Annotated in this window: 21 protein-coding genes; 10 read left to right on the forward strand and 11 right to left on the reverse strand. The window is 66.2% G+C overall.

What is annotated here, in order from left to right; genetic code table 11:
- Positions 1 to 257: 257 nt before the first annotated feature.
- The 3 genes from ACFFJ6_RS12450 to ACFFJ6_RS12460 are packed head-to-tail and all read left to right on the forward strand — an operon-like array spanning position 258 to position 3,921.
- The gene (locus ACFFJ6_RS12450) at positions 258 to 2,573 is read left to right on the forward strand and encodes a TonB-dependent siderophore receptor (RefSeq protein WP_378388093.1); all 2,316 of its coding nucleotides are present in this window, start codon (positions 258 to 260) and stop codon (positions 2,571 to 2,573) included.
- On the forward strand, positions 2,570 to 3,718 hold the full coding sequence (locus ACFFJ6_RS12455; RefSeq protein ID WP_378388095.1) for a PepSY-associated TM helix domain-containing protein: 1,149 nt from the start codon (positions 2,570 to 2,572) through the stop codon (positions 3,716 to 3,718). Before ACFFJ6_RS12450 ends, ACFFJ6_RS12455 begins: the two co-directional genes overlap by 4 nt.
- Positions 3,715 to 3,921 carry a hypothetical protein gene (locus ACFFJ6_RS12460; RefSeq protein ID WP_378388097.1) on the forward strand — a complete coding sequence of 69 codons (207 nt, stop codon included), beginning with the start codon at positions 3,715 to 3,717 and terminating at the stop codon, positions 3,919 to 3,921. Before ACFFJ6_RS12455 ends, ACFFJ6_RS12460 begins: the two co-directional genes overlap by 4 nt.
- Before the next feature lie 246 nt (positions 3,922 to 4,167).
- Here ACFFJ6_RS12460 and ACFFJ6_RS12465 read toward each other — a convergent pair whose 3' ends face one another.
- The 3 genes from ACFFJ6_RS12465 to ACFFJ6_RS12475 form a co-directional block, all read right to left on the reverse strand.
- Positions 4,168 to 5,382 (reverse strand): ABC transporter substrate-binding protein, encoded by a 1,215-nt coding sequence (locus ACFFJ6_RS12465; protein ID WP_378388099.1) that lies wholly within the window; start codon positions 5,380 to 5,382, stop codon positions 4,168 to 4,170.
- Positions 5,383 to 5,460: 78 nt separating this feature from the next.
- Entirely contained in the window at positions 5,461 to 5,781 is a 321-nt protein-coding gene (locus tag ACFFJ6_RS12470) for a 2Fe-2S iron-sulfur cluster-binding protein (RefSeq protein WP_378388101.1), read from the reverse strand.
- Positions 5,782 to 5,790: 9 nt separating this feature from the next.
- Entirely contained in the window at positions 5,791 to 7,023 is a 1,233-nt protein-coding gene (locus ACFFJ6_RS12475) for a cytochrome P450 (RefSeq protein WP_378388103.1), read from the reverse strand.
- A gap of 84 nt (positions 7,024 to 7,107) precedes the next feature.
- Here ACFFJ6_RS12475 and ACFFJ6_RS12480 point away from each other — a divergent pair, with 84 nt between their 5' ends.
- The gene (locus ACFFJ6_RS12480) at positions 7,108 to 7,614 is read left to right on the forward strand and encodes a MarR family winged helix-turn-helix transcriptional regulator (protein ID WP_378388105.1); all 507 of its coding nucleotides are present in this window, start codon (positions 7,108 to 7,110) and stop codon (positions 7,612 to 7,614) included.
- A 345-nt stretch (positions 7,615 to 7,959) separates the two neighbouring features.
- Here the strand turns inward: ACFFJ6_RS12480 and ACFFJ6_RS12485 are convergent, their stop codons facing one another.
- Both ACFFJ6_RS12485 and ACFFJ6_RS12490 read right to left on the reverse strand, forming a co-directional pair.
- Complete coding sequence (locus tag ACFFJ6_RS12485) at positions 7,960 to 8,703, reverse strand: sulfite exporter TauE/SafE family protein (protein WP_378388107.1); 744 nt, start codon at positions 8,701 to 8,703, stop codon at positions 7,960 to 7,962.
- A gap of 43 nt (positions 8,704 to 8,746) precedes the next feature.
- On the reverse strand, positions 8,747 to 9,259 hold the full coding sequence (locus ACFFJ6_RS12490; protein WP_378388109.1) for a YcgN family cysteine cluster protein: 513 nt from the start codon (positions 9,257 to 9,259) through the stop codon (positions 8,747 to 8,749).
- A gap of 273 nt (positions 9,260 to 9,532) precedes the next feature.
- On the opposite strand from ACFFJ6_RS12490, the gene ACFFJ6_RS12495 reads away from it, so the two are divergent.
- The 3 genes from ACFFJ6_RS12495 to ACFFJ6_RS12505 are packed head-to-tail and all read left to right on the forward strand — an operon-like array spanning position 9,533 to position 12,954.
- Positions 9,533 to 11,785 carry a transglycosylase domain-containing protein gene (locus tag ACFFJ6_RS12495; protein ID WP_378388111.1) on the forward strand — a complete coding sequence of 751 codons (2,253 nt, stop codon included), beginning with the start codon at positions 9,533 to 9,535 and terminating at the stop codon, positions 11,783 to 11,785.
- A 30-nt stretch (positions 11,786 to 11,815) separates the two neighbouring features.
- Positions 11,816 to 12,394, forward strand: a complete 579-nt coding sequence (locus ACFFJ6_RS12500) for a DUF1214 domain-containing protein (RefSeq protein ID WP_378388113.1) — start codon at positions 11,816 to 11,818, stop codon at positions 12,392 to 12,394.
- Complete coding sequence (locus ACFFJ6_RS12505) at positions 12,391 to 12,954, forward strand: DUF1254 domain-containing protein (protein ID WP_378388115.1); 564 nt, start codon at positions 12,391 to 12,393, stop codon at positions 12,952 to 12,954. The genes ACFFJ6_RS12500 and ACFFJ6_RS12505 overlap by 4 nt, the downstream gene beginning before the upstream one ends.
- A 67-nt stretch (positions 12,955 to 13,021) precedes the next feature.
- Here ACFFJ6_RS12505 and ACFFJ6_RS12510 read toward each other — a convergent pair whose 3' ends face one another.
- From ACFFJ6_RS12510 to ACFFJ6_RS12520, 3 genes are all read right to left on the reverse strand, one after another.
- The gene (locus tag ACFFJ6_RS12510; protein WP_378388117.1) at positions 13,022 to 13,903 is read right to left on the reverse strand and encodes an oxygenase MpaB family protein; all 882 of its coding nucleotides are present in this window, start codon (positions 13,901 to 13,903) and stop codon (positions 13,022 to 13,024) included.
- A 145-nt stretch (positions 13,904 to 14,048) separates the two neighbouring features.
- Positions 14,049 to 14,825, reverse strand: a complete 777-nt coding sequence (locus ACFFJ6_RS12515) for a hypothetical protein (protein ID WP_378388119.1) — start codon at positions 14,823 to 14,825, stop codon at positions 14,049 to 14,051.
- Positions 14,826 to 14,833: 8 nt separating this feature from the next.
- Complete coding sequence (locus tag ACFFJ6_RS12520; RefSeq protein WP_378388121.1) at positions 14,834 to 15,034, reverse strand: hypothetical protein; 201 nt, start codon at positions 15,032 to 15,034, stop codon at positions 14,834 to 14,836.
- Positions 15,035 to 15,206: 172 nt separating this feature from the next.
- On the opposite strand from ACFFJ6_RS12520, the gene ACFFJ6_RS12525 reads away from it, so the two are divergent.
- The 3 genes from ACFFJ6_RS12525 (at position 15,207) to ACFFJ6_RS12535 (ending at position 17,942) form a co-directional block, all read left to right on the forward strand.
- Positions 15,207 to 15,710 carry a hypothetical protein gene (locus ACFFJ6_RS12525; RefSeq protein ID WP_378388123.1) on the forward strand — a complete coding sequence of 168 codons (504 nt, stop codon included), beginning with the start codon at positions 15,207 to 15,209 and terminating at the stop codon, positions 15,708 to 15,710.
- A gap of 80 nt (positions 15,711 to 15,790) precedes the next feature.
- Positions 15,791 to 16,831, forward strand: coding sequence for a polysaccharide deacetylase family protein (locus ACFFJ6_RS12530; RefSeq protein WP_378388125.1), 1,041 nt, complete (start codon positions 15,791 to 15,793; stop codon positions 16,829 to 16,831).
- 142 nt (positions 16,832 to 16,973) lie between these two features.
- Positions 16,974 to 17,942: a DUF2336 domain-containing protein gene (locus tag ACFFJ6_RS12535; RefSeq protein WP_378388127.1), complete on the forward strand. Its 969-nt coding sequence runs from the start codon at positions 16,974 to 16,976 to the stop codon at positions 17,940 to 17,942.
- A 54-nt stretch (positions 17,943 to 17,996) separates the two neighbouring features.
- On the opposite strand, the gene ACFFJ6_RS12540 is transcribed toward ACFFJ6_RS12535, so the two are convergent.
- From ACFFJ6_RS12540 to ACFFJ6_RS12550, 3 genes are all read right to left on the reverse strand, one after another.
- Positions 17,997 to 18,344 (reverse strand): DUF1491 family protein, encoded by a 348-nt coding sequence (locus ACFFJ6_RS12540; protein WP_378389655.1) that lies wholly within the window; start codon positions 18,342 to 18,344, stop codon positions 17,997 to 17,999.
- Positions 18,345 to 18,432: 88 nt separating this feature from the next.
- Positions 18,433 to 19,245, reverse strand: coding sequence for a peptidoglycan-binding domain-containing protein (locus ACFFJ6_RS12545; protein ID WP_378388129.1), 813 nt, complete (start codon positions 19,243 to 19,245; stop codon positions 18,433 to 18,435).
- Positions 19,238 to 21,055: a PAS domain-containing sensor histidine kinase gene (locus tag ACFFJ6_RS12550; RefSeq protein WP_378388131.1), complete on the reverse strand. Its 1,818-nt coding sequence runs from the start codon at positions 21,053 to 21,055 to the stop codon at positions 19,238 to 19,240. Before ACFFJ6_RS12550 ends, ACFFJ6_RS12545 begins: the two co-directional genes overlap by 8 nt.
- Positions 21,056 to 21,237: the final 182 nt, after the last annotated feature.

The raw sequence follows: 21,237 nt of genomic DNA on the forward strand, positions 1-21,237 counted from the left end.
ACGTCGCCGATCTGATGTCCGCAGAACACATCAAGATTTGAACGATTCAAAATCGCCGCGCTATTCGGCCTCGCCCCCCGGCCGATCTCGTACAGCTCAAATGAATCAAGGCGATAAATTCCGTCTCGCGCATTGCATCGCGACCAACGGCCTCGTCGTTCGAACAATTCCAAGTTTGGTTCTCGCAAAAGCTTTGCAACCACGTTGATGCACGCCGTTGCATTCGATTACTACGCCCTGACAACTGGGGGCGAGTGATGAAGTTTATCGACGCTGGCGCAAATGCCGGCCGCAGATCCGTGCTCTATGCAATGTTGCTGACCAGCGCGTTGATCGCGCCGAGCATCTGGCTTCCGTCTCCTGCGTCCGCGCAGACGACGAGGCCGACGTCGACCGAGTTGCCCGCCGTCGAAATCACCGCGCCGCAGGCCAGCCGGCGACAAGCGCAGGCTCCCCGCACGACCAATCGCGCCGCCACAGGGCCGTCGCGACGCAGTGCGCAGCGCGCCGCGCGAGCGCCGCAGCCGGCACAGCCGACGCAGCGCGCCGTTTTCGAGCGCGGCACAGATCCGGTGCCCGGCTTCGTGCCGAGCGTCAGCGCCAGCGGCACCAAGACCGACACCAAGCTGATCGAGACGCCGCAATCGATCTCCGTCATCAGCCGCGACAATCTCGATGCGCGCGGCGTCGACACCATCGCCCAGGCGCTGCAATACACCGCCGGCGTCGCGGTGCAGACGGGTGGCGCCGACCCGCGCTACGATCAGGCGCGCATTCGCGGCTTCGAGACCAACGGCTTCTCCAACTTCCGCGACGGCCTGCGCGACACCGCGAACGGCTCGGCCTATTTCTCGGTGTTTCGCAACGAGCCCTACGGCGTGCAGCGCGTCGACGTGGTCAAAGGGCCGAGCTCGGTGATGTACGGCCAAAGCCCGCCCGGCGGCTTGATCGACCTGATCAGCAAGCGCCCGACCGATCAGGCGTTCGGCGAAGTGGTCGGCCTGGTCGGCACCGCCGACCGGCTGCAGGGCGCGTTCGACGTCGGCGGCCCGCTCGACAAGGACAAGACCCTGCTCTATCGGCTGACCGGCGTGCTGCGGGACTCCGACGCGCAGATCGCCAAATTCTCCGACAAGGTCAAGGACGACCGTGCCTATATCGCGCCGGCGGTGACCTGGCGTCCGACCAACGACACCACGCTGACGATCCTCAGCGACTATCAGCACGACGTGTTTGGCAACGCCTTTCCGTTGTCGGTCGGCACCGTGCGCGGCGGCAAGGTGGTCGACGTCAAGCCGCTGCCGATCTTCCTCGGCGATCCGTCCTACAATACGTTCGACCAGTCCCAGTACCGCATCGGCTACCAGTTCGAGCACCGCTTCAGCGACGATCTGATCGTGCGCTCGCGGGCGCGCTACGGACATGTCGACCTGGAGTATCGCTACATCACCTTCGCCGGTACGCCGCTCGACACCCAGACCGTCTTCCCGCGCGTCTCGCGAAAGGTGCTGGAGAGCAGCGACACCTTCAACATCGACAACCACGTCATCGCCAAGACCTGGACCGGCCCGCTGCAGCACACCGTGCTGATCGGCACGGACTATCAAGCGTTCCAGCTCGGCGGCACCCAATTCGGCGGCACTGCGCCGTCGCTGAGCCGGATCACCCCGGTCTACGGCCTGCCGATCGCGACGCCGACGACGCTGCTGCAGAGCTACAAGCAGAATCTCAACCAGGCCGGCATCTATCTGCAGGACCAGGTCAAGTTGCAGAACTGGATCCTGACGCTCGGCGGCCGTTTCGACGCCGCGCAGCAGACGACGCTCAACCGCATCAGCGGCGTGCCGCAGATCAATGACGACACCGCCTTCACCAAGCGGGTCGGCCTGACCTATCTGTTCGACGGCGGCGTCGCGCCCTATGTCAGCTACTCCGAATCGTTCCTGCCGACGGCCGGCATCGATTTCAGCTCGAACGCCTTCAAGCCGACCAAGGGGAAGCAATACGAAGGCGGCATCAAGTTCCAGCCGAACCGCGACGTGCTGTTCACCGCCGCCGTGTTCGACCTGACCCAGGACAACGTGCTGACCGCCGACCCGCTGCATCTCAACTACAGCATCCAGACCGGACAGGTGAATTCGCAAGGCCTCGAGCTGGAGATGCTGGCCAAGCCGATGCCGGGGCTGAATCTGCTCGCGACCTACACGCTGCAGAACGTCAAGAACACCGAGAGCAACAACGGCGACGTCGGCAAGACGCCGGTGCAGATCCCGCGCCACATGGCGTCCGCCTTCGCCGACTACACGCTGCAGAGCGGCCCGTTGGCCGGCTGGGGTTTCGGCGCCGGCGTCCGCTATGTGGGGGAATCCTACATGGACATCCTCAATACGATCACCAACGACGCCTACACGGTGTTCGACGCCGGGCTGCATTATCGCCAGCCGAAGGGCATCAACCTGGCGCTCAACGTCAAGAACATCGCCAACAAGGACACCGCGCTGTGCACCGTCACCGGCGGCTGCCAGTACATCACGCCGCGGGTGATCACCGCGACCGCGAGCTATCGCTGGTGACCGGAACACGCGCCCTCCGGATTTGGAGCAAGGTCCACACCTGGACCTCGCTGATCAGCATGCTGTTCCTGCTGATGCTGTGCCTCACCGGCCTGCCGCTGATCTTCCACGAAGAGATCGAGGAGCTGACCGAACAACAGTTCGCCGCGCCGCATCTGCCGGGCAACGTCACCGCCGCGCCGGTGGACGACGTGCTGCTTGCCGCACAGCAGGCTCGGCCTGGCGACCACGTCTTGTTCGTCACCTGGCGCGACGAACAGCCGTCCGTCGTCGTGGTCACGATGTCGCCGACGCCCAAGCCGATGCGCGGCAAGTTCTATCGGCTGGTGATGGACGGCCGCACCAAGGCGGTGCTGGGCGAGGAGCGGCCGCAGCAGGGCGTGATGGATATCATCCTGCTGTTGCACAAGAACATGCTGCTGGACCTGCCCGGCGAACTGTTCCTCGGCGCGATGGGCCTGCTGCTGGTGGTGTCGATCGTCTCCGGCGTCTTAGTCTACGCGCCGTTCATGCGCCGGCTCGCCTTCGGCACCGTGCGCCAGCGCTCGCGGCGGCTGAAATGGCTCGACCTGCATAATCTGTTCGGCATCGTCACCACGGTCTGGCTGGTCGTCGTCGGCGCCACCGGCGCGATCAATACGCTGGCGATGCCGATGTATGACTACTGGCGCGGCCAGGTGCTGCCGCCTCTGCTGGCGCCGTATCGCGGCGCACCGGTGGCGCAGCCGTCCTCACTGGATCAGGCGATCGGGCGTGTCCGCGCCGTGCTGCCGGACGGCCGCCTCACCTCGATCACGATGCCGACCGCGGAGAATTTCGGCAGCCCGCGCCATCTCGTGGTCTGGATGAAGGGCAACTCCGCGCTAACGGCCCTGATTGCGACGCCGACGCTGGTCGATGTCGATCAAACCGTGCCGGTGCTGGTGCCGCAGATGCCCTGGTACTTGACGCTGCTGCAGATGTCGCGCCCGCTACATTTCGGCGACTATGGCGGCCTGCCGCTCAAGATCATCTGGGGTCTGCTCGATCTCGTCTGCATCGTCGTGCTGATCACCGGCCTCTATCTGTGGGTCGCGAAGCAACGCTTCGGCGGCAGCGCCCGCAGCCGTGCCGACACGCAGCAAGCCGACACGAGGCCGGCATGACCAAGCCCCGGAGAGAATCGTACACCACGGCGCAGATCTTCGCCGCGCCGCTCGCCATCGCGGTGATCAGCGCGCTCGGCCTGACCACCGCCCTGCTCGGCGACGGCCTATGGGACTGGATGTCCTGGATCGCGCTGACTTTGCCGGTCGCGGTGGCGGTGGTGTATTGGCAATTGGGTGGGCGGCGGGCGGAGCAGCGCTAGAGTCGCGATCGCCAATTATTCCGTCATTGCGAGCGCAGCGAAGCAATCCAGAGCCGCAGGCCGCGTGGCCGCTGGATTGCTTCGTCGCTTCGCTCCTCGCAATGACGGCGATGCTGGACGCTGGCTTGTCCTCGTCATGCCCGGCCGTGTGCCAGACATCCCCGATCTTGGACATCGCGACGTAGCACGTGGATGGCCGGGACGAGCCCGGCCACGACGAGACTGATGGGTGGCGATCAGCCCCGCCTACTTCACCAGCTCACACCCGCCCTCCGCCAGCGGCCTGAACGCCTTCTCGGCCGGGATGGTCGAAACCAGCCGGTAGTAATCGTAGGGATATTTCGATTCCTCCGGCTTCTTCACCTCGAACAGATACATCGGGTGCACGACGCGGCCGTCCTGGCGGATGGTGACGTCGCCGAACAGCTTGTCCTTGCCGCTGAATTTTTTCATCTGCGGCACGACCTCCTTGGCGTCGTCGCTGCCGGTGGCCGCAACGGCGTTGAGATACGCCAGCGTCGAGGCATAGACGCCGGCCTGGTTGCCGCTCGGCATTTTGCCGTTCATCCCGGGCCGCTGCGCGAAGCGCTTGGCGAAGGCGCGGGTGTCGTCGTTCGCGTCCCAGTAGAACGCTTCCATCAGTTGCAGGCCCTGCGCGACCTTCAGGCCCATGCCGTGGATGTCGTTGATGAAGAGCAGGAAGGCGACCAGCTTCTGCCCGCTTTGATGGATGCCGAATTCGGCCGCCTGCTTGACGGTGTTGATGGTGTCGCCGCCCGCATTGGCGAGGCCGATCACGCCGGCCTTCGAGGTCTGCGCCTGCAGCAGGAACGAGGCGAAGTCCGAGGTGCCGAGCGGGTGCTTGCTGGAGCCGATCACCTTGCCGCCATGCGCCTCGATGTACTTGCTGGCCTCGGCCTCGATGCCCTTGCCGAGCGCGTAGTCCACCGTGATGAAGTACCAGTCCTTGCCGCCGCGCTCGATCATCGCCGCGGCGGTGGTGTTGCCGGTGGCCCAGGTGTCGTTGACCCATTGGATCGTGTTCGGCGAGCACGCCTTGCCGGTGAGGTCCGAGCTCGCGGTCGACGACGCCAGGAATGTCATCTTGGTGCCGCGCACCAGTGAATTGATTGACAGCCCGACCGACGAATTCGGCACGTCGACAATGGCATCGACGCCCTCATTGTCGAGCCAGCGGCGCGCAATCGCGTTGCCGACGTCGGCCTTGTTCTGGTGGTCGGCATAGACGATCTCGACCTTGATGTCCTTGCCGCCGCCGGCGAAGTCCTCCGCGGCCATGCGCGCGGCCTCGACCGAGCCCAGGCCGTTGGTGTCCTGGAAGATGCCGGAGATGTCGTTGAGCACGCCGACGCGCACGACATTGCCGGAAATCTCCGCGCTTGCCGTGCTGCTGAGCAGACACGCGGTCGCGAGGCCGAGCAGGCCCTTGGTGAGTTTCATGTTTCTCTCCCTGAGGTGATCTTTTTCGTTGCTGACGCCGCCGGTCGTTGCCGGCGACGGTGGTCTGGAATTGAAGATCTAGAACTGCCGGTCCGGAATGCGCACCACCAATCCGTCGAGGTCGTCGCTCAGCTTGATCTGGCAGGACAGCCGGCTGGTCGGCAGCCGCTCGGCCGCCGCGCCGTCGAGCAGATCGTCTTCATTGCCGTCGACCGGCGGCAGCCTGCTCAAGCCCTCCTCGACATAGACGTGGCAGGTCGCGCACACGGCGTTGCCGCCGCACTCGGCGACGATGCCGTCGAGCCCCTGGCTCAGCGCCGCATACATCGCGGTGTCGCCGGCAGCGGCCTCGACGATTTCGCTGCGGCCGTCGGGCAGAATGAACGTGATCTTCGGCATCGTGAATCCTCAGGCAGGCGTCATTTGGAGCGGCAGGCTTTCGAGCCCGCGCAGCGTGTTGTTGAAGCGACGCTTCACCGGTCCGGCGATCTCGATCGCCTTGACCTTGCTGGCCAGCGCGGCGAGCACGACCTCACCCTCGAGCCGCGCCACCAGCTGGCCGACGCACATGTGAATGCCCGAGCCGAAGCCGACATGGCCGGAGGTCTTGCGGGTGATGTCGTAGCGGTCCGGCTCGACCCAGCGCCGTGGATCGCGATTGGCCGAGCCGAGGAACATCAGCACCTTCTCGCCCTCGCCGATCACCGCGCCGCCGAGTTCGACCTCGCGCGTCGTGGTGCGGAAGAAGGTCTGCACCGGGCTTTCGAACCGCACCGCCTCCTCGAACGCGTTGCGTGCGAGCGACGGATCGCGGCGCAGCCGTTCCAATTCATCCGGAAACCGCGCCAGGCAATACATCGCGGCGCCGATGCCGTTCACCGTGGTATCAAGGCCGGCCGATAGCAGCGAACGCACCAGCAGCGGCGCTTCGTCCGGCGTGATTTCGCCGGTGTCGCTGAAGGCGTGGATGCAGGCGCCGAAACCGCCCGGCGCGAGACTCGGCCGCTGGCATTGCTCGTTGACATAGGCCTGATGCGGCGCCGAGCGCTCGATCGCGGACTGGCGGAGTTCGTTCGGCGGACCGAACGCGTTGAACACCAGACCGGCGTAAGGCAGCAAATTCTCGCGCCCCTCCTGCTTCAGCCCCATCGCATCGGGAAAGACCGACAGCGGATAGGCCTCGGCGAGATCGGCAATCGCATCGATGGTGCCGCCGCGCGCCAGCAGCTCGTCGATCTTCGCCTCGGCGGCGGCCGCAAAGCCGTCGCGCAGCCGCTTCATCGTCGCCGGCGACAGCACCTTGCTAAGGACCGCGCGCGTGCGGGTGTGCGCCGGCGGATCCGCTTCGAGGATCAGGCTTGGTGGCCGCCACGGCTTCTCCTTCTTGAAGTCGCTGAGGCCGACGCCGCGGCTCGAGCAGAAGGTCAGCGGATCGTTGAGCACGGCGTAGACTTCGGCGTAGCGCGCCACGCCGTAGACGTTCCACTTGTCGAGATAGACGACCGGGCCGGCGTCCCGCATCGCCTGCTGATCCGGATAGGGATCGTCGAAGAACGCAAGCGAGAACGGATCGATCGCCAGATGCGGGATCGGCACGCTTGCCGCTGGCGCGGCCAGCGAAGCGGCTGGGGTCGCAGTCATCTCGTCCTCCCTTCATTCGGCACTTGTGAACCGTGCCCTCGTATCTTTATGTCTGCTCACCCGCCGCCAGCCCTCGAAAGCGCCATGACCGCCGGTTCGCCTCCCAGAAAATCACCACGCAGTTCCGCAGCGGCGCCGAGCGCGCAAACGCTCGACCTCGAGCGCTACGTTCCGGCCTTCATCACCTTCATCGCCAACAAACTGTCGAACAGCGCGACGGCGTTCTATCAGCGGGAATTCGGCGTCAACGTCACGGAGTGGCGGATCATGTCGCTGCTGGCGATCGAGCCCGGCATCGCGGCGTCGCGGATCTGCCAGGTGATCGGCTTCAACAAGGGCCCGGTGAGCCGCACGCTGGCCGACATGCAGCAACGCGGACTGATCGCGATCCGCAGCGATCCGAACGACGGCCGCACCCATTCGATCTCGCTGACCGCGAAGGGCCGCTCCACGCATGACAAAGTGATCGTCGCCGCGCTCGATCGCGAGCGGCGGCTGATGTCGTGCCTCGATGCGGGTGAGCAGGAAGTGCTGATCGATCTGCTGCGCCGCCTGCACAACAATCTCGGCGCCGTCACCGGCGAAAGCTGACGCGGCCTGCTGCCCGCGATCAGACAGCGCGCGGAGCTGGCCGCGCGCCGCGTCGACATTGGGCACGACGCCGCATTTGCCGGCTGGATTGCCGAACATGATTCCTCCCGAACACGGCGACTGGATCGCTCTTGTTCGGAACAATTCTCACAGATCAGTTGCCTTGGCAACAAATAAGTTGGCGTGCTGTCTTCGCTGCAGTCGCCATCCTCCGCGAAGGCGGAGGATCTTAGTACGTGAGGGCGCCGGCGATGAGGGCTGAACGCGTTGGCGAGCGCTCTGCATACTGGATCGCCCGACTACGCGGGCGATGACAAGGTGGGCGCGACCGCGCTGCAGCAACTATTAAAATTGCCGCCAGAACAGCCCGATTGTCAGCGCGATGCCGAGCACGACGACGGCGACGCGCAGCGCCTTCTCGTTGACGCGACGCAGCACCCAGACGCCGGCGAGGTAGCCGACCGTCGACGACGCGGCGAGCACCGCGGCCTCGATCCACTTCACCTCCGGCGACAGTGCGAACATCGCCACCGCCGAGGCGTTCATCGCCGCGGCGAGCGCGTTCTTTGTGGCGCCGGCGTTGCGCGCATGCATGCCGGCGACCGACAGCGCCGCCATCATCAGAAAGCCGATGCCGCCGCCGAAGTAACCGCCATAGATGGCGATGACGAACTGAATGGCGCCCAGCATGCCGACATTGATCTTGGCCGGCTCCGCCCGCGCCGTGCGCACGAAGCTGCCCCAGGCGAACACAGCGGTCGCGAACAGCACCAGCCACGGCATCATCCGGGCGAAGATCGTCGGCGGCGTGATCAGCAGAAGCACCGCCCCGACGACGCCGCCGACGAGGCTGATACCTATCAGCCACCAGAACGACAGCCGCCCGACGCCGAGCACCATCGACCGTCCCGCGAAGCCGGAGGCGAGCTGCCCCGGAAACAGCGCGACCGTCGAGGTGATGTTGGCCGACAGCGGCGACAGCCCGGCCAGCAGCAGCGCCGGCAGCGTGACGAACGAGCCGCCGCCCGCGAGCGTGTTCTGCATGCCGGCCCACAGGCCGGCCGCAGCGAGGATAAGCAAGGCAGTCATCTCGGTCCTTCCGGGCGCGACCGATGGCGGCAGGCCGGCGCGATCACTTCGGCGGCTTCTTCAGCTTGGCCCGCTTGGGCAGCAGCGCCGGCCACGACACGATGTGGTCTTCGAGGTCCTCGACCGAGATGTCGGTCTCCATCGCCTCGACCCGGCCGCGCACCGAGACGCCGGCGTCGTGCACGCTGTTCGGATCGCCGGAGATCAGCGGGTGCCACCAGTACAGATCCCGCCCCTCCGCCACCAGCTTGTAGCCGCAGCTCGGCGGCAGCCAGGTCAGCTCACGGACGTTCTGCGGCGTCAGCCGCACGCAGTCCGGCACCCGGTCCGACCTGTTCGCGTAGTCGTGACACGCACACGCGTGCCCATCGAGCAGCCGGCAGCCGACATGGGTGAAATAGATCCGCCCGGAATCCTCGTCCTCGAGCTTTTCCAGGCAGCAGCGTGCGCAGCCGTCGCACAGGCTCTCCCATTCGGCCTCGGACATCTCTTCCAAGGTTTTGGTTTTCCAGAAGAAACCGTCCTGATCGGAGATCTTCTTGCGGGCTGCGGTCATGCCGGGACGGTTGCTTTCGTGCTGTCAAAGCGCGGTTCTAGGGGGAGTTGCGCCGACGGCGCAAGCGCTTAGCCTCGTCGGTTTCCGAGGAAGCTGTGGCGTGGCGGCCCGTTTGCTGAAAAATCCCTGCCCGGCCATTGGTTTATGGCCGACGCTCGGGTACAAGAAACAGGATTCTCCAGAATGGCTTCAAGCGCCTTCGGTTTGCCGCAACCCTGCCGCAAGACAGATTGAGGCGCCCGCCCGGCGTCACACGCGATTGGTCGAAACCCGGTGCCGAAGATTCTGCCAGACAATTTCATGCAGCGGATCCGGAACTGGTTTCTGGACCTCGACGCCCGACTCGACTCGACGCTGTTCTCTTCCGCGGCCGGCATCCGCGAATTGTGGGAACGCTTCGCCACCTTCATGGACCGCTTCTATGTCGGCCATTGGAAGCGCTGGGTGTTCATCGAACCGCTGTCGGAAGCCGCCACGATGGGGGCCGGCGGACTGCTGGTACTGCTGGCGCTGGCGCAGCCGGCGTTTCGAGAAACGCTGGACGAGGATTGGCTGAAGAAGTCGGACCTCGCCGTCACCTTTCTCGACCGTTACGGCAATCCGATCGGCAGCCGCGGCATCAAGCACAACGACTCGATCCCGCTGGAAGACTTCCCCGACAATCTGATCAAGGCGACGCTCGCCACCGAGGACCGCCGCTTCTACGATCATTTCGGCATCGACGTCGCCGGCACCGCGCGCGCGCTGGTCACCAACGCCCAGGCCGGCGGCGTGCGCCAGGGCGGCTCGTCGATTACCCAGCAGCTCGCCAAGAACCTGTTCCTGTCGAACGAGCGCACGCTCGAACGCAAGGTCAACGAGGCGTTTCTGGCGATCTGGCTGGAGACGCGGCTGACCAAGAACGAGATCCTGAAGCTGTATCTCGACCGCGCCTATATGGGCGGCGGCACCTTCGGCGCCGACGGTGCGGCGCACTTCTACTTCAACAAGTCGGTGCGCGACGTGAACCTGGCCGAGGCCGCGATGCTCGCCGGCCTGTTCAAGGCGCCGACCAAATTCGCCCCGCACATCAATCTGCCGGCCGCGCGTGCCCGCGCCAACGTCGTGCTCGACAATCTGGTCGACGCCGGCTTCATGACCGAAGGCCAGGTGTTCGGCGCGCGGCGCAATCCCGCCTCGGTGGTCGACCGCCGCGACGAGAACTCGCCGAACTACTATCTCGACTGGGCATTCGACGAAGTCCGCAAGGTCGTCGACACTTTCCCGAAGTCCTACACCGAGCGCGTCTTCGTGGTCCGCACCGCGATCGACATGAACGTGCAGCGCGCCGCCGAGGGCGCCATCGAAAACCAGCTCCGCCAGTTCGGCCGCGATTATCACGCCACCCAGGCCGCGACCGTGGTGTCCGATCTCGACGGCGGCGTGCGCGCGATGGTCGGCGGCCGCGACTACGGCTCCAGCCAGTTCAACCGCGCGGTCGACGCCTATCGCCAGCCCGGCTCGTCGTTCAAGCCGTATGTCTACACGACGGCGCTGCTCAACGGCTTCAAGCCGACCTCGATCGTGGTCGACGGCCCCGTCTGCATCGGCAATTGGTGTCCGCAGAATTACGGCCATTCGTATTCCGGCGCGGTGACGCTGACCCAGGCGATCACCCGCTCGATCAACGTCGTGCCGGTGAAGCTGTCGATCACGCTCGGCGGCAAGGCCGGTCCGAAGGCCGGCCGCGCCAAGATCGTCGAAGTCGCGCGCCGCTTCGGCCTTACTGCGCCGCTGCCCGATACGCCGTCGCTGCCGATCGGCGCCGACGAAGTCACGGTGCTTGAGCATGCGGTCGCCTACGTGACCTTCCCCAACAAGGGCAAGGCGGTGAAGCCGCACGCCGTGCTGGAAGTCCGCACCGGCGCCGGCGACCTGGTGTGGCGCTACGATCGCGATGGGCCGAAGCCGCGGCAGGCGATCCCCGCCTCGGTCGCGGCCGACATGGCCGGCATGATGAGCCACGTCGTCAGCGAAGGCACGGCCCGCCGCGCCGCGCTCGACGGCATTCCGACCGCGGGCAAGACCGGCACCACCAACAATTATCGCGACGCCTGGTTCGTCGGCTACACCGGCAACTTCTCCTGCGCGGTGTGGTACGGCAACGACGACTACTCGCCGACCAACCGCATGACCGGCGGCTCGCTGCCGGCGCAGACCTGGCACGACATCATGGTGGCGGCGCATCAGGGCGTCGAGGTCAAGGAACTCGCCGGTGTCGGCATGGGCACCAAGCTGCCGGTCTCGCCGGCGCAGGCCAACGCCCGCGCCACCGACGACGACGCCAAGCCGGCGCCGCCGCCGGTGCTGACCCGCCGCGGCGCCGACATCCTGGTGCGCGTTGAGAAGATGCTCGACGATGCCGCCAAGGTGATGGACACGGCCGAACCCGGCAAGCCGGTGTCCTCAACCAGCGTCGGCGCAGCCGAGAGCTTCGCCTCGGCGACGCCGAACGGCGCGGCGGCCTCGCCGCTGCGCAAGAACTAAGGCCGCGGGACATCCAGGGACGGTTGCAACGTGCGCCTGATCTTCTTCACTTTGCTGGCGCTGATCATCGCCGCGGGCGTCGGCGTCGGCGCGACCTGGATGACCGCCACGCGCGGCACCGATCTGGGAACGCTGACCATCGGCGCCTGGACGGCGCGGCCGCGCGCCGGCACCGCCGAGATCGATCCTTATGCCCGCGCCTCGATCGCGCGCAGCGGAGAGCTGCCGGTCGGCGCCGGTGACGGCATCGCCTTCGTCGCCACCGCCGATGATAACAAGCGGCCACTGGACGGCCGCTGCGACATCGAGGTCAGCGGCGTCACTCCGCCGGCCAGGTTCTGGACGCTCACGCTGTACGATCCGCGCGGCTATCTCATCGCGAACAGCCTCGAGCGTTACGGCTTCACCAGCCAGGAGATCATTCGCTCCGCCGACGGCGAATTCAGGATCCGGATCGCCGCGCGCTCCCGGTCCGGCAACTGGCTGCCGACCGGCGGCGTCGATCGCTATCAGCTGATGCTGCGGCTGTACGACACCCCGGTCGGCGTCGCCACCCGCACGCAACGCGACGCGCCGATGCCCGCCATCACAACGGTCGGCTGCCCATGATCCGCTTCATCGCCACCATCATTGCCGGCCTCGTTCTCGGCGGCATCGTGCACCTGGTCAGCGTGCTGGCGCTGCCGCGCATCGCGAGCCAGGACGCCTATGCGCGGCTGACACCGCTGACCAAGGTCAACGAGGTCTCGCAGCTGCCGCAGGTTTCCCCCAACACCGCGCCGCTGCCATTCCTCGATCCTGCGTTCGCCGTCGCAGTGTGCCGCTACGATCTGTCGAACGGTCCGCTGAAGCTGGTGGTGCCGGTGAGCCAAGCCTACACCGCGGTGTCGTTCTACACGCGCAGCGAGATCGCCTACTACGCGATCAACGACCGCTCTGCTGGCCGCAAGGTGATCGAACTCGATTTGATGACCGCCGAGCAGCACGGCAACCTGCCGGAAGACGAGGACGTCACCGCCGCCGACCGGCTGATCATCGACTCGCCGACCACTACCGGCCTGATCGTGATGAGGGCCCTCGCCTCGGAGCCCGGCATGATGCCCCAGGCGCGCGCCGCGCTGAGTTCGGCGAGCTGCAAGGTGCAGCCCGAGCCGCAGGCAAAGTCCTGAGCGGCCCACTGCGCCGCGCGCCCCACCTACTCCACCTCGGGTACGCACTGCAGCGGCTTACTGATCGTCAGACGCCTTTGGCCCGGGGAAACGTCCCCAGTTCCTCGATGTTGTAGCCCTCCGGATAGGTCCGGCCACCGATCTCCTGCCACTTGGGAGCTCGCCGCTTCGGCAGCAACTTCAGGATTGCACGGCGAAGGCCGAGCGCCCCTGTGGCGATCCCGCGCAACACTACGGACGGGTATTTGAAGCCCAACGCCTCGACCAGCGGCCGGTCGACGATGGCCAAGGCGATCTGCCGTCCGCCGCGATGCAGAATGCGCGGCACGAAATAGTCCGACAGAACGAGGTCGATCGTTCGCTCCGAGATCAGACGGTTCGACGGCGCATAGACGAACCGTTTGCGCTCGAACTCGTCCGCGAAAGCGCGAAACGAGGCAATGTCCGGAGAGAGACCGTCGATGCCCATCCGCCGTCCGAACTCGTTCCAATAGACGAACCACAGATGTTGCTCGGCCGCGGTCATGGGCCGGTGGCCGAAGCGCCCGACCCAGTCGATCGGCGAGAACACGAAGGTCGAGAGCACGTAGAGATAATCGTCGTTGGCGATGCGGTAGCGGCCGTGCATCGCATTGATGCGGCCGAACGCGCGACGCGCGCGCTCGCTGTCGAGGCCGTTACGCAGCACCTCGCGGATCAGCAGCGCCGTATCGTCATATCGCTTGGAGACGCGCTCCGAGAACTCCCCCGTGCGCGCGAGAAGGCCCGAGATCGACGGCACCGCGTAGGTGCGTAGCAGCGCGAACTCGAGCGCCTTGTTGATGTCCCACGGAAAGTCGATGTGAGCCAAGCGCCACGCCGTCCGCTGGGCCTCCGCCAGTTCGGGAGATCCTTCGGGCGCGGCCAACTCGTCAGGAGTCGTGACCTGCATCACAAGAGAATCGATCATGAGCGCCTCCTCCAAAGCGACGCGCAGAGTCATTCTCAGGAACCAAGGCGGTCTTGCGTAAAGCGGCTGGGAGGAGCGGAAGAAAGACGCTGCACCGCAGCGTCGGCATGATGCTGCGCCGCATCAGCTCAGCAAAGCGTCGCGCTCACCCCTTCGACACCAGCACGTGCCCCTTCGCCGGGCCTGCAGGTATGGCGAGATTGGCAGCCTGCACTTCCAGCTCGGCGATCAGACGGTCCGCATCGGCCGCCACCGTATCGGGAGCCATGATCACCAGACGCTCCAGCGCCCAGCGATAGGACGAGGCGCGGCGATGCAGGCACTGCTGCACCCACTGGATGATCAGCGCATTCTCTTCCATCCGGCCAATCGCATCGGCCCGCTCGCGGGGCGACAGGTCGGACACGTACTTCAGCGCCGCTGCACGCTTGCGGTCCATCTCGACCACCCGCATGGCGGTGAACTTGAACGGCTCGAACCGGGTCAGATCGTTGCGGATGTCTTCGTTCAGCGCCGCGTAGCGCGAGGCGTGGGAGCGATGCGGTTCATCGACCAGCATCTTGCCGTAGGCGGTGCGATCGAACGGCGGTGACTGGCGCCACGGTGCGGCGATCGGCTGATAGTCACCGAACACGGTCTTCCACGCCTGCCGCGAGCGCGGCGGCTCGACCAGCGGATAGGCCATGTCGCGCAGCGTGCGCTCGTCGTCGGTCAGTTGGAAGTCCGAGGCCCGGGCGCCGACGCTGCCGGTCGCCTCGATCCCCATCCACCGATGCATGTCGTCATTGACGAAGTCGCCGCGGGTACGGCCGAAATCGCCGCCCGCGCAGCCGCCCAGCATAACGCCGAGCAATGTGAACAGGAGCGCCAGGGAATGAACGCGACCACCCCTCACCGGGGCCGAATGACGGATCGCGCCCATCGTGGTGGTCAGGACCGCGCGCGGCGGCGGCGCCGGCGGCGCGGCGCGTCCCCCTGCTCCGGGCCGCCATCGTCCTGGGTCTGGGCGTGACGTTCGATCCGGATCGCCGGCAGGATCACGACCTGCGCAAGGTGGCCCGGCGTCGGGACCATGGTTGAGCCCGACCGCCGCGATCCCGCGTCCGCCGGAAATTCAAGGATGGTGCCCATTGCGACCTCTCACAGCCCTTCCTGATTTGGAGTGATGCGAGGTCATTAAGTCGCGTTATGGTTAATGCGCTGTTAATGGCGGGGCCCCGCCCGGTTGCAACCCCCGCTGGCAAAATGCTATTTCATCGCGGTGGGGCGGGAACTTCACACGGACGCGAGGCTTGTGACGTCCATGACCGAGATTCCACCGTCAGATTTCCGGTCGCGCGCGATGGCGACGATCGGAGCCCAGCCGATCGCAATGTCAGCGGCCGCTCTGGTGCTGATCGTTTCCGGAATCGGCGCGATCCTGCTGTGGCGAATGGCCACCGGCCTGACGCCGGAAGCCGAACGTGCCGCCGGCGGCCGACAGATCCAGGTCCGCGTCGCTCAGACCTCCGAGCAGATCATGGAGAAGGCCAAGGGCCTCGAAATGTCCCAGCAGGAGTCGATCGATCAGCTGCAGGCGGTGCAGGATCAGCTCCACACCCTGCAGCAACTGATCACCGCGCAGCGAGCCGAGACCAAGAAGCTGTCCGAGCAGGTCGGCGAAATCGGCAGCAGTCTCGACAACTTGCGTCAGTCTTATGCCGCCGCGCAGCCCGGCGACACCGCCGAACGCCCGGCGGCGAAGAAACCGGTCGCCCGCGGCAAGCCGCACAAGCCGCTGCGCAAGCGAACGAAAGCGCGTCGCTGATCGACGTTAAAAACCCGAGCTTAACCATTTCGCGAGCAAGTTGACCGCTGGTGGGCGGTAATCATGTTCGGGAGTTGGGTATGCGTAGAGTTGCAGTTTTGACGGCTGGCTGCAGCGTGCTGGCGGTTCTGGTCGGCCTTGGCGCGGGACGCGCCTACTTCTCGGCTCCGAACGCGCCCGCCGCAACGGCCTCTTCCGAACTCACCACCGGCGCGATCGCCTCCCGCTGGCCGACGCCGGCCTCGGAGGCCTCGAAGGCGCCCGCGCCGATGGTGCAGCCCGTCGTCGCCAAGGAGCCCGCGGCGATCCCTGCGCCGGCCCCCGCGCCCCAGCAGCAGGCCTGCAGCAATCCGAATGCGCTCGGCATCTCCCGCACGGTCGAGATCGACACCACCGGTGGACCTGGCCTCGGCCTGTCTCAGTATCGCGACTACGACTTCCTCGAGCCCGGCGAAGTCGCGCTGACGTTCGATGACGGACCGTGGCCGGTGAATACGCCGGCGGTGCTCGCCGCGCTCGCGGCCGAATGCGTCAAGGCCGTGTTCTTCCCGATCGGCAAACATGCGAGCTGGCATCCGGCCATTCTCAAGCAGGTGGTCGCAGCCGGCCATACGGTCGGTTCGCACACCTGGTCGCACGTCAACCTTGCGATCAAACCCTTCCCCGAGGCGAAGGCCGAGATCGAGAAGGGCATCAGCGGCACCGTGCTGGCGGCCGGCCAGCCCACCTCGCCGTTCTTCCGCTTCCCGCAATTGCGCCAGACGCCCGAACTGAAGGCGTATCTCGGCGAACGCAACATCGCGACGTTCTCGATCGACATCGATTCCGAGGACTTCCGCATTCACAAGCCGGAGCAACTGATCACCGGCGTGATGACCAAGCTGAAGAAAGTCGGCAAGGGCATCATCCTGATGCACGACTTCCAGAAGTCGACCGCGCAGGCGTTGCCGGAGCTGCTCTCCCAGCTCAAGGCCGGCGGCTACAAGGTGGTCTTCATCACCGCCAAGGACCGGGTCACGACGCTGCCGGAATACGATGCGCAGGTGCAGCCGGCGCAGCCGGCCGCCAGCAATGCGCGGCCGATCAACAGCGTGATCCGCACCGTCAGCGGCGCGAAGTAATAGGCGCTGATGCGAACGACGACGCAGTGGCCTGCCACTGCGTCCGATCACCGTGACGATGCTGATTAACAAAGCGTTTTACTTAACGCGGCATTAAACACGGTGCGCTAGATTTCGCGCAGTTGCCCTGCTTTGCGACGCCATGAACCAGTCAGCACCATTCCCAGGATTCGACGGACTGATGTCGCTCTCGCGCCGCGAGGGAATTGACATTCGCCCGACGCTGCTGCGTGTGCTGACCGATCTGTATGTGCAAGGCGGCGTGCACACCCGCGAGGAAGAACAGCAGTTCGTCGAACTGACGTCGCGACTGATCGACGAGGTCGATGACGCGACACGCGCCGCGGTGCGTGCGCGACTATCAGTGTATCCCTACACGCCTGAAGCGATTGCGCGACGCCTGGCGCTGCGCAGCGCCGACGATCGGCGCATGCCGCAGGCCGCAGCGATCAGCACCACCGCGCCGACGTCTCCCATCCGTCCGCAGCGCCCGGCGACCGAAGCCGAGCAGCGCGCGGCGAGCTTGCTGATCCAGCCCGACGATGCGGCGCAGATCAACGAGATGTTCTTCGCCGCGGCGGCGCGCGAACGTGCGCTCATCCTGCACAATCTCGCCGAAGCGCCGCTCCGGCCGGCAACGCGCATTCCGCCCCAGCGAGCGCAGCGCGCGATCGAGACGCTGCATATGGCGGCCTTCGCGGGCGACGCCGAGAACTTCACGCACGAACTCGGCGACGCGCTGATCCTCGCAACCGGAACAGCCGAGCGCGTTGTTCAGGACATCGGAGGCGAACCGCTCGCCTGCGCGCTGAAGGCGCTGGGCATGAAGCTTGCCGCATTCGAGCAGGTGCTGATGTTTCTCGATCCCGAGCTCGGCGCGTCCGTCGATCGGGTCTATCGGCTTTCGCGGCTTTACGATCGGCTCGACGAGCGCACGGCTCTGATCATGGTTGCGACATGGCGCGGCGCCACTGTCGCCACGGCGCGGGCGAAGTATCGCTCCGTCCTGCACGATGACGAGCGCCACCGCGCCCGCACTGCGACGCCCACTTCAAGGCCGGCCGTACAGCCCGGCACGCCGTTGCCGTCGCGGACCGGCACCAGCCGGTGACGCCGCTCGGCCGAGCGGCTTGATGATCATCGCCGATCCGCGCGCGAGCGGGACTCAGGCCTGTTTGATGACATCGAGGAAGTGCCGACCCAAGCGGTCTTCGGTTTCGATGATCCAGATATCAGGGTCGAACCGGATCTCCTTGGCGAGACGTTCATCAACGAGCGCTTCCGGCTGCGGCTGCGGCGACACCGGAGCGAACACGCGCTCGAATGGCCGGTCTTCGTCATAGGCGGTCTGCGGCGCCGGCGCGTAGAGCATCGCCGTGCGATCGGGCATCACGACCTTCACGAACACTGCGCCCGCGTCCTCGGCGCCACGCCGGCTCACCGCGCCGAACACGCCCTCGCCCTGGCAACGGCGCAGATAGGCGGACACCCAAATTGAGCTCTTTAATCGCATGGGGCGAGGTTTAGGCCGCGGGGCGCCGCAAAGCCAGAGTGATTTCGGGGTCACGCGTGTAAGCACGCGTGGTGACACCCCCCCTGCGCTAATCGATCGAATGACCGATCACCATGCCGAGTTCGCGCACCAGACGATCCGATACCTGTCCGGTGACCGGCATCCGGCGCGCACGCTCGAAGCGCTGGATGGCCGCCTGCGTGTCCGCACCGGCGGTGCCGGTCGGTTTGAGCTGGCCGTAGCCGTATTCGGTCAGCGCACGTTGCACGGCGGCGATCCGGCGCGACGACGTGATCATCTCGCCGACCGGATCGCGCGAAGCCGCAGCGGGAATTGCGGCGGGCGGGCGCGGCACGTTCGGCGAGGCCGACGTATTGACGGCGGCGGCCGGCGCGGCACCCCGCGGCTGCGACGTGCTGCGGACCAGATTGCCCAGCGGATCGCTGGGATCGGCGTCGGCGGTGCGGACATTGCGGCGCGTGTCCGGCTTGGCGTCGACGTGCTTGGGCTCGGCTGCGCGGGCCTCGACAGGCTTTGCTTCCGCGGCCTTGGGTTCGGCCGGCTTCAGCTCCGTCGCGCTCGGTTCCAGCAGCGCCGCATCGAGCGATTTGGTCTCCGCGCGCGGTTCGGCGGGACGCGGACGCGGCAGCGTCACCACCGACACCGACGACGACGCGGCGCTGCGGCCGAACATCGGCGACGGATGTTGTCCGGCCTGCATGAAGATCGCGTTGGTGATGATGGCGACCACCGCCGCCGAGGCGAACATCCCGGCAATGACGTCGCGCGGACTGTGCGTCAGCAGACGCATCGCCAGACCCCGCTCGTCGCTATCCACGACGGCCGCCGCAGCCGCGCCGCGACGGCGCGGCGCATCATCGTCCTTTCGGCTCTTACGCACTCTTCTTCACCTGATAGTCTTGCAGTTTCGGCTCCGACGGCTGGACCGGCGCGAGCGTCGTCACGTTGCTCGGCATCGGCTGCGCCAACGGCAGCGATACCGTGACCGTCGTCCCCCGATCAACCTCGCTCTTCACGTCGATGTCGCCGCCATGCAGCCCGACGAGGCTCTTCACGATCGACAGGCCGAGGCCGGTGCCTTCATGGCGCCGCTGGTAGGTCTTGCCCGCCTGGAAGAATGGATCACCAATCCGCTTCAGGTCTTCGGCGGCGATGCCCACGCCGGTGTCGCTGACGCGCAGCACCAGGCGAACGCCTTCGACGACGGCTTCGACCGACACCGCGCCGCCGCGCTCGGTGAACTTGATGGCGTTCGACACCAGGTTGAGCAGGATCTGCTTGAAGGCGCGCGGGTCGCCGACGATCTCGGGCAGGTTTTCCGGCGCGCGGGTCACCAGGTCGATGCCGTTCTCGCGCGCCTTAAGCGCCAGCAGATTGCAGCAGTTCAGCAGCGCCGGACGCGGCGCGAAGGGTTCCGGCACGATTTCGAAATTGCCGGATTCCATCTTCGACATGTCGAGGATGCCGTTGACCACCGACAGCAGATGCTGGCCGGAGTCATTGATTAGCTGCGCGTATTCCTTGCGCCGCTCGGGGGCGAGCCTCAGATCGTCCTCGTGCAGGATCATGTCGGAGAAGCCGATCACCGCATTGAGGGGCGTACGCAGTTCGTGGCTCATGGTGGCGAGGAAGCGCGCCTTGGCGGCGTCGGCGCGGCTCGCCTCGGCCCGGGCCTCTTCCAGCGCCTGTTCCTGCAGTTTGCGATCGGTGACGTCGCGCATCACGGCGACGACCTCGTGATCCCTCGCCGCCCCCGGGACGTCCGGATCGAACGGCCGGCACCGCATCTCGAGCCAGATGAACTCGGATGCGACCGGACGGCCGCGATCGTCGCGCGGCACTTCGCGGCGGACCCGAAACTCGACACTGCCGGGCTCGCCTCGGCCGGCATCCGACAGCGCCTTCAGGTAGGCGGGCCGATCGGCCACATGGACGCGATCGAACAGCCCCTGTCCAAGCAGCCGTGCTGTGGACTGGCCGATCAGGGCCTCCACCGCAGGCGAGATGAAGCGTAAGTCGCCGTTCCGCGCATGGCGCGAGATCACGTCGCTCATGTGGAGCGCGAGCAGCCGGTAGCGTTCTTCCTCGACGCTGAGCAGCGTGTCGCTGGTACGCGTCAGGGATTCCGAGCCGAAAGCGAGCCCGGAAGCGTACAGGGTCGCGGCGGCGACGCTGAGCGCCATCGCCGCGGCACGCGACAATTCACCGGTCTCGGGCGCAGGCAGCAGGCCGAAATGGCCGGCGGCAATCAACGCCGCGGCGCAGCCGAGCGCCAGACCCGCCGCGAAGGCGACGACGCGGCGCGACGCCGAGAGCGCGGCCTCCGAGGGCACGAGCACGAGCCAGATCGCCGCGAAGGATTCGATGCCGCCGGTCAGAGCGGCGATCACCATGATGAGGCTCGCCAGCGACAGCGACGACAGCACATGCGCGCTCTCGTAGCGGCCGGTCCGCGACAGGAACCATGACAGCAGAATCGGGGCGATCAGCCAGACGAAGGCCAGCGTCTCGAGTGCGCTCGGCGCACCACGCAAAACGAGATAGACGGGAAACGCGGCGAGCGCCGCGAGGCTGCCCAGGAGACGCGGCGCGATGAATGCACGATGCCGCGCGCTCGCCAGCGCATCGAACCGCGCCGACGGGTGCAGCAGTGCATCGAGACACTCGCTGATGATCCTGGATATTGCCACGCGGTCCGCGCTCGCTGTCGCCTCGTGACGGGGGACGGAGCCCCCGTTTCTGGTTGGCTCACCGTGTCAGAGCCACCTTAAACGAACGCTAAGGCATTCGATCAGCGAGCGGCGCGGCCGAATTTGTGACGGGATCAGCACCTCATTCGGCACGGATGGTGAACGCATCGTTTCGAAAACGG

The sequence above is a fragment of the Rhodopseudomonas telluris genome (assembly GCF_042432815.1).
Taxonomy (GTDB): Bacteria; Pseudomonadota; Alphaproteobacteria; order Rhizobiales; family Xanthobacteraceae; genus Rhodopseudomonas; species Rhodopseudomonas telluris.

Coding starts and splice junctions, on each gene's coding strand:
- ACFFJ6_RS12465 (WP_378388099.1), bottom strand. CDS start 5,382: ATGAAACTCACCAAGGGCCTGCTCGGCCTCGCGACCGCGTGTCTGCTC.
- ACFFJ6_RS12485 (WP_378388107.1), bottom strand. CDS start 8,703: ATGACTGCCTTGCTTATCCTCGCTGCGGCCGGCCTGTGGGCCGGCATG.
- ACFFJ6_RS12540 (WP_378389655.1), bottom strand. CDS start 18,344: ATGCGATTAAAGAGCTCAATTTGGGTGTCCGCCTATCTGCGCCGTTGC.
- ACFFJ6_RS12505 (WP_378388115.1), top strand. CDS start 12,391: ATGATCCGCTTCATCGCCACCATCATTGCCGGCCTCGTTCTCGGCGGC.
- ACFFJ6_RS12475 (WP_378388103.1), bottom strand. CDS start 7,023: ATGACTGCGACCCCAGCCGCTTCGCTGGCCGCGCCAGCGGCAAGCGTG.
- ACFFJ6_RS12490 (WP_378388109.1), bottom strand. CDS start 9,259: ATGACCGCAGCCCGCAAGAAGATCTCCGATCAGGACGGTTTCTTCTGG.
- ACFFJ6_RS12520 (WP_378388121.1), bottom strand. CDS start 15,034: ATGGGCACCATCCTTGAATTTCCGGCGGACGCGGGATCGCGGCGGTCG.
- ACFFJ6_RS12515 (WP_378388119.1), bottom strand. CDS start 14,825: ATGGGCGCGATCCGTCATTCGGCCCCGGTGAGGGGTGGTCGCGTTCAT.
- ACFFJ6_RS12470 (WP_378388101.1), bottom strand. CDS start 5,781: ATGCCGAAGATCACGTTCATTCTGCCCGACGGCCGCAGCGAAATCGTC.
- ACFFJ6_RS12535 (WP_378388127.1), top strand. CDS start 16,974: ATGAACCAGTCAGCACCATTCCCAGGATTCGACGGACTGATGTCGCTC.
- ACFFJ6_RS12530 (WP_378388125.1), top strand. CDS start 15,791: ATGCGTAGAGTTGCAGTTTTGACGGCTGGCTGCAGCGTGCTGGCGGTT.
- ACFFJ6_RS12460 (WP_378388097.1), top strand. CDS start 3,715: ATGACCAAGCCCCGGAGAGAATCGTACACCACGGCGCAGATCTTCGCC.
- ACFFJ6_RS12510 (WP_378388117.1), bottom strand. CDS start 13,903: ATGATCGATTCTCTTGTGATGCAGGTCACGACTCCTGACGAGTTGGCC.
- ACFFJ6_RS12480 (WP_378388105.1), top strand. CDS start 7,108: ATGACCGCCGGTTCGCCTCCCAGAAAATCACCACGCAGTTCCGCAGCG.
- ACFFJ6_RS12450 (WP_378388093.1), top strand. CDS start 258: ATGAAGTTTATCGACGCTGGCGCAAATGCCGGCCGCAGATCCGTGCTC.
- ACFFJ6_RS12525 (WP_378388123.1), top strand. CDS start 15,207: ATGACCGAGATTCCACCGTCAGATTTCCGGTCGCGCGCGATGGCGACG.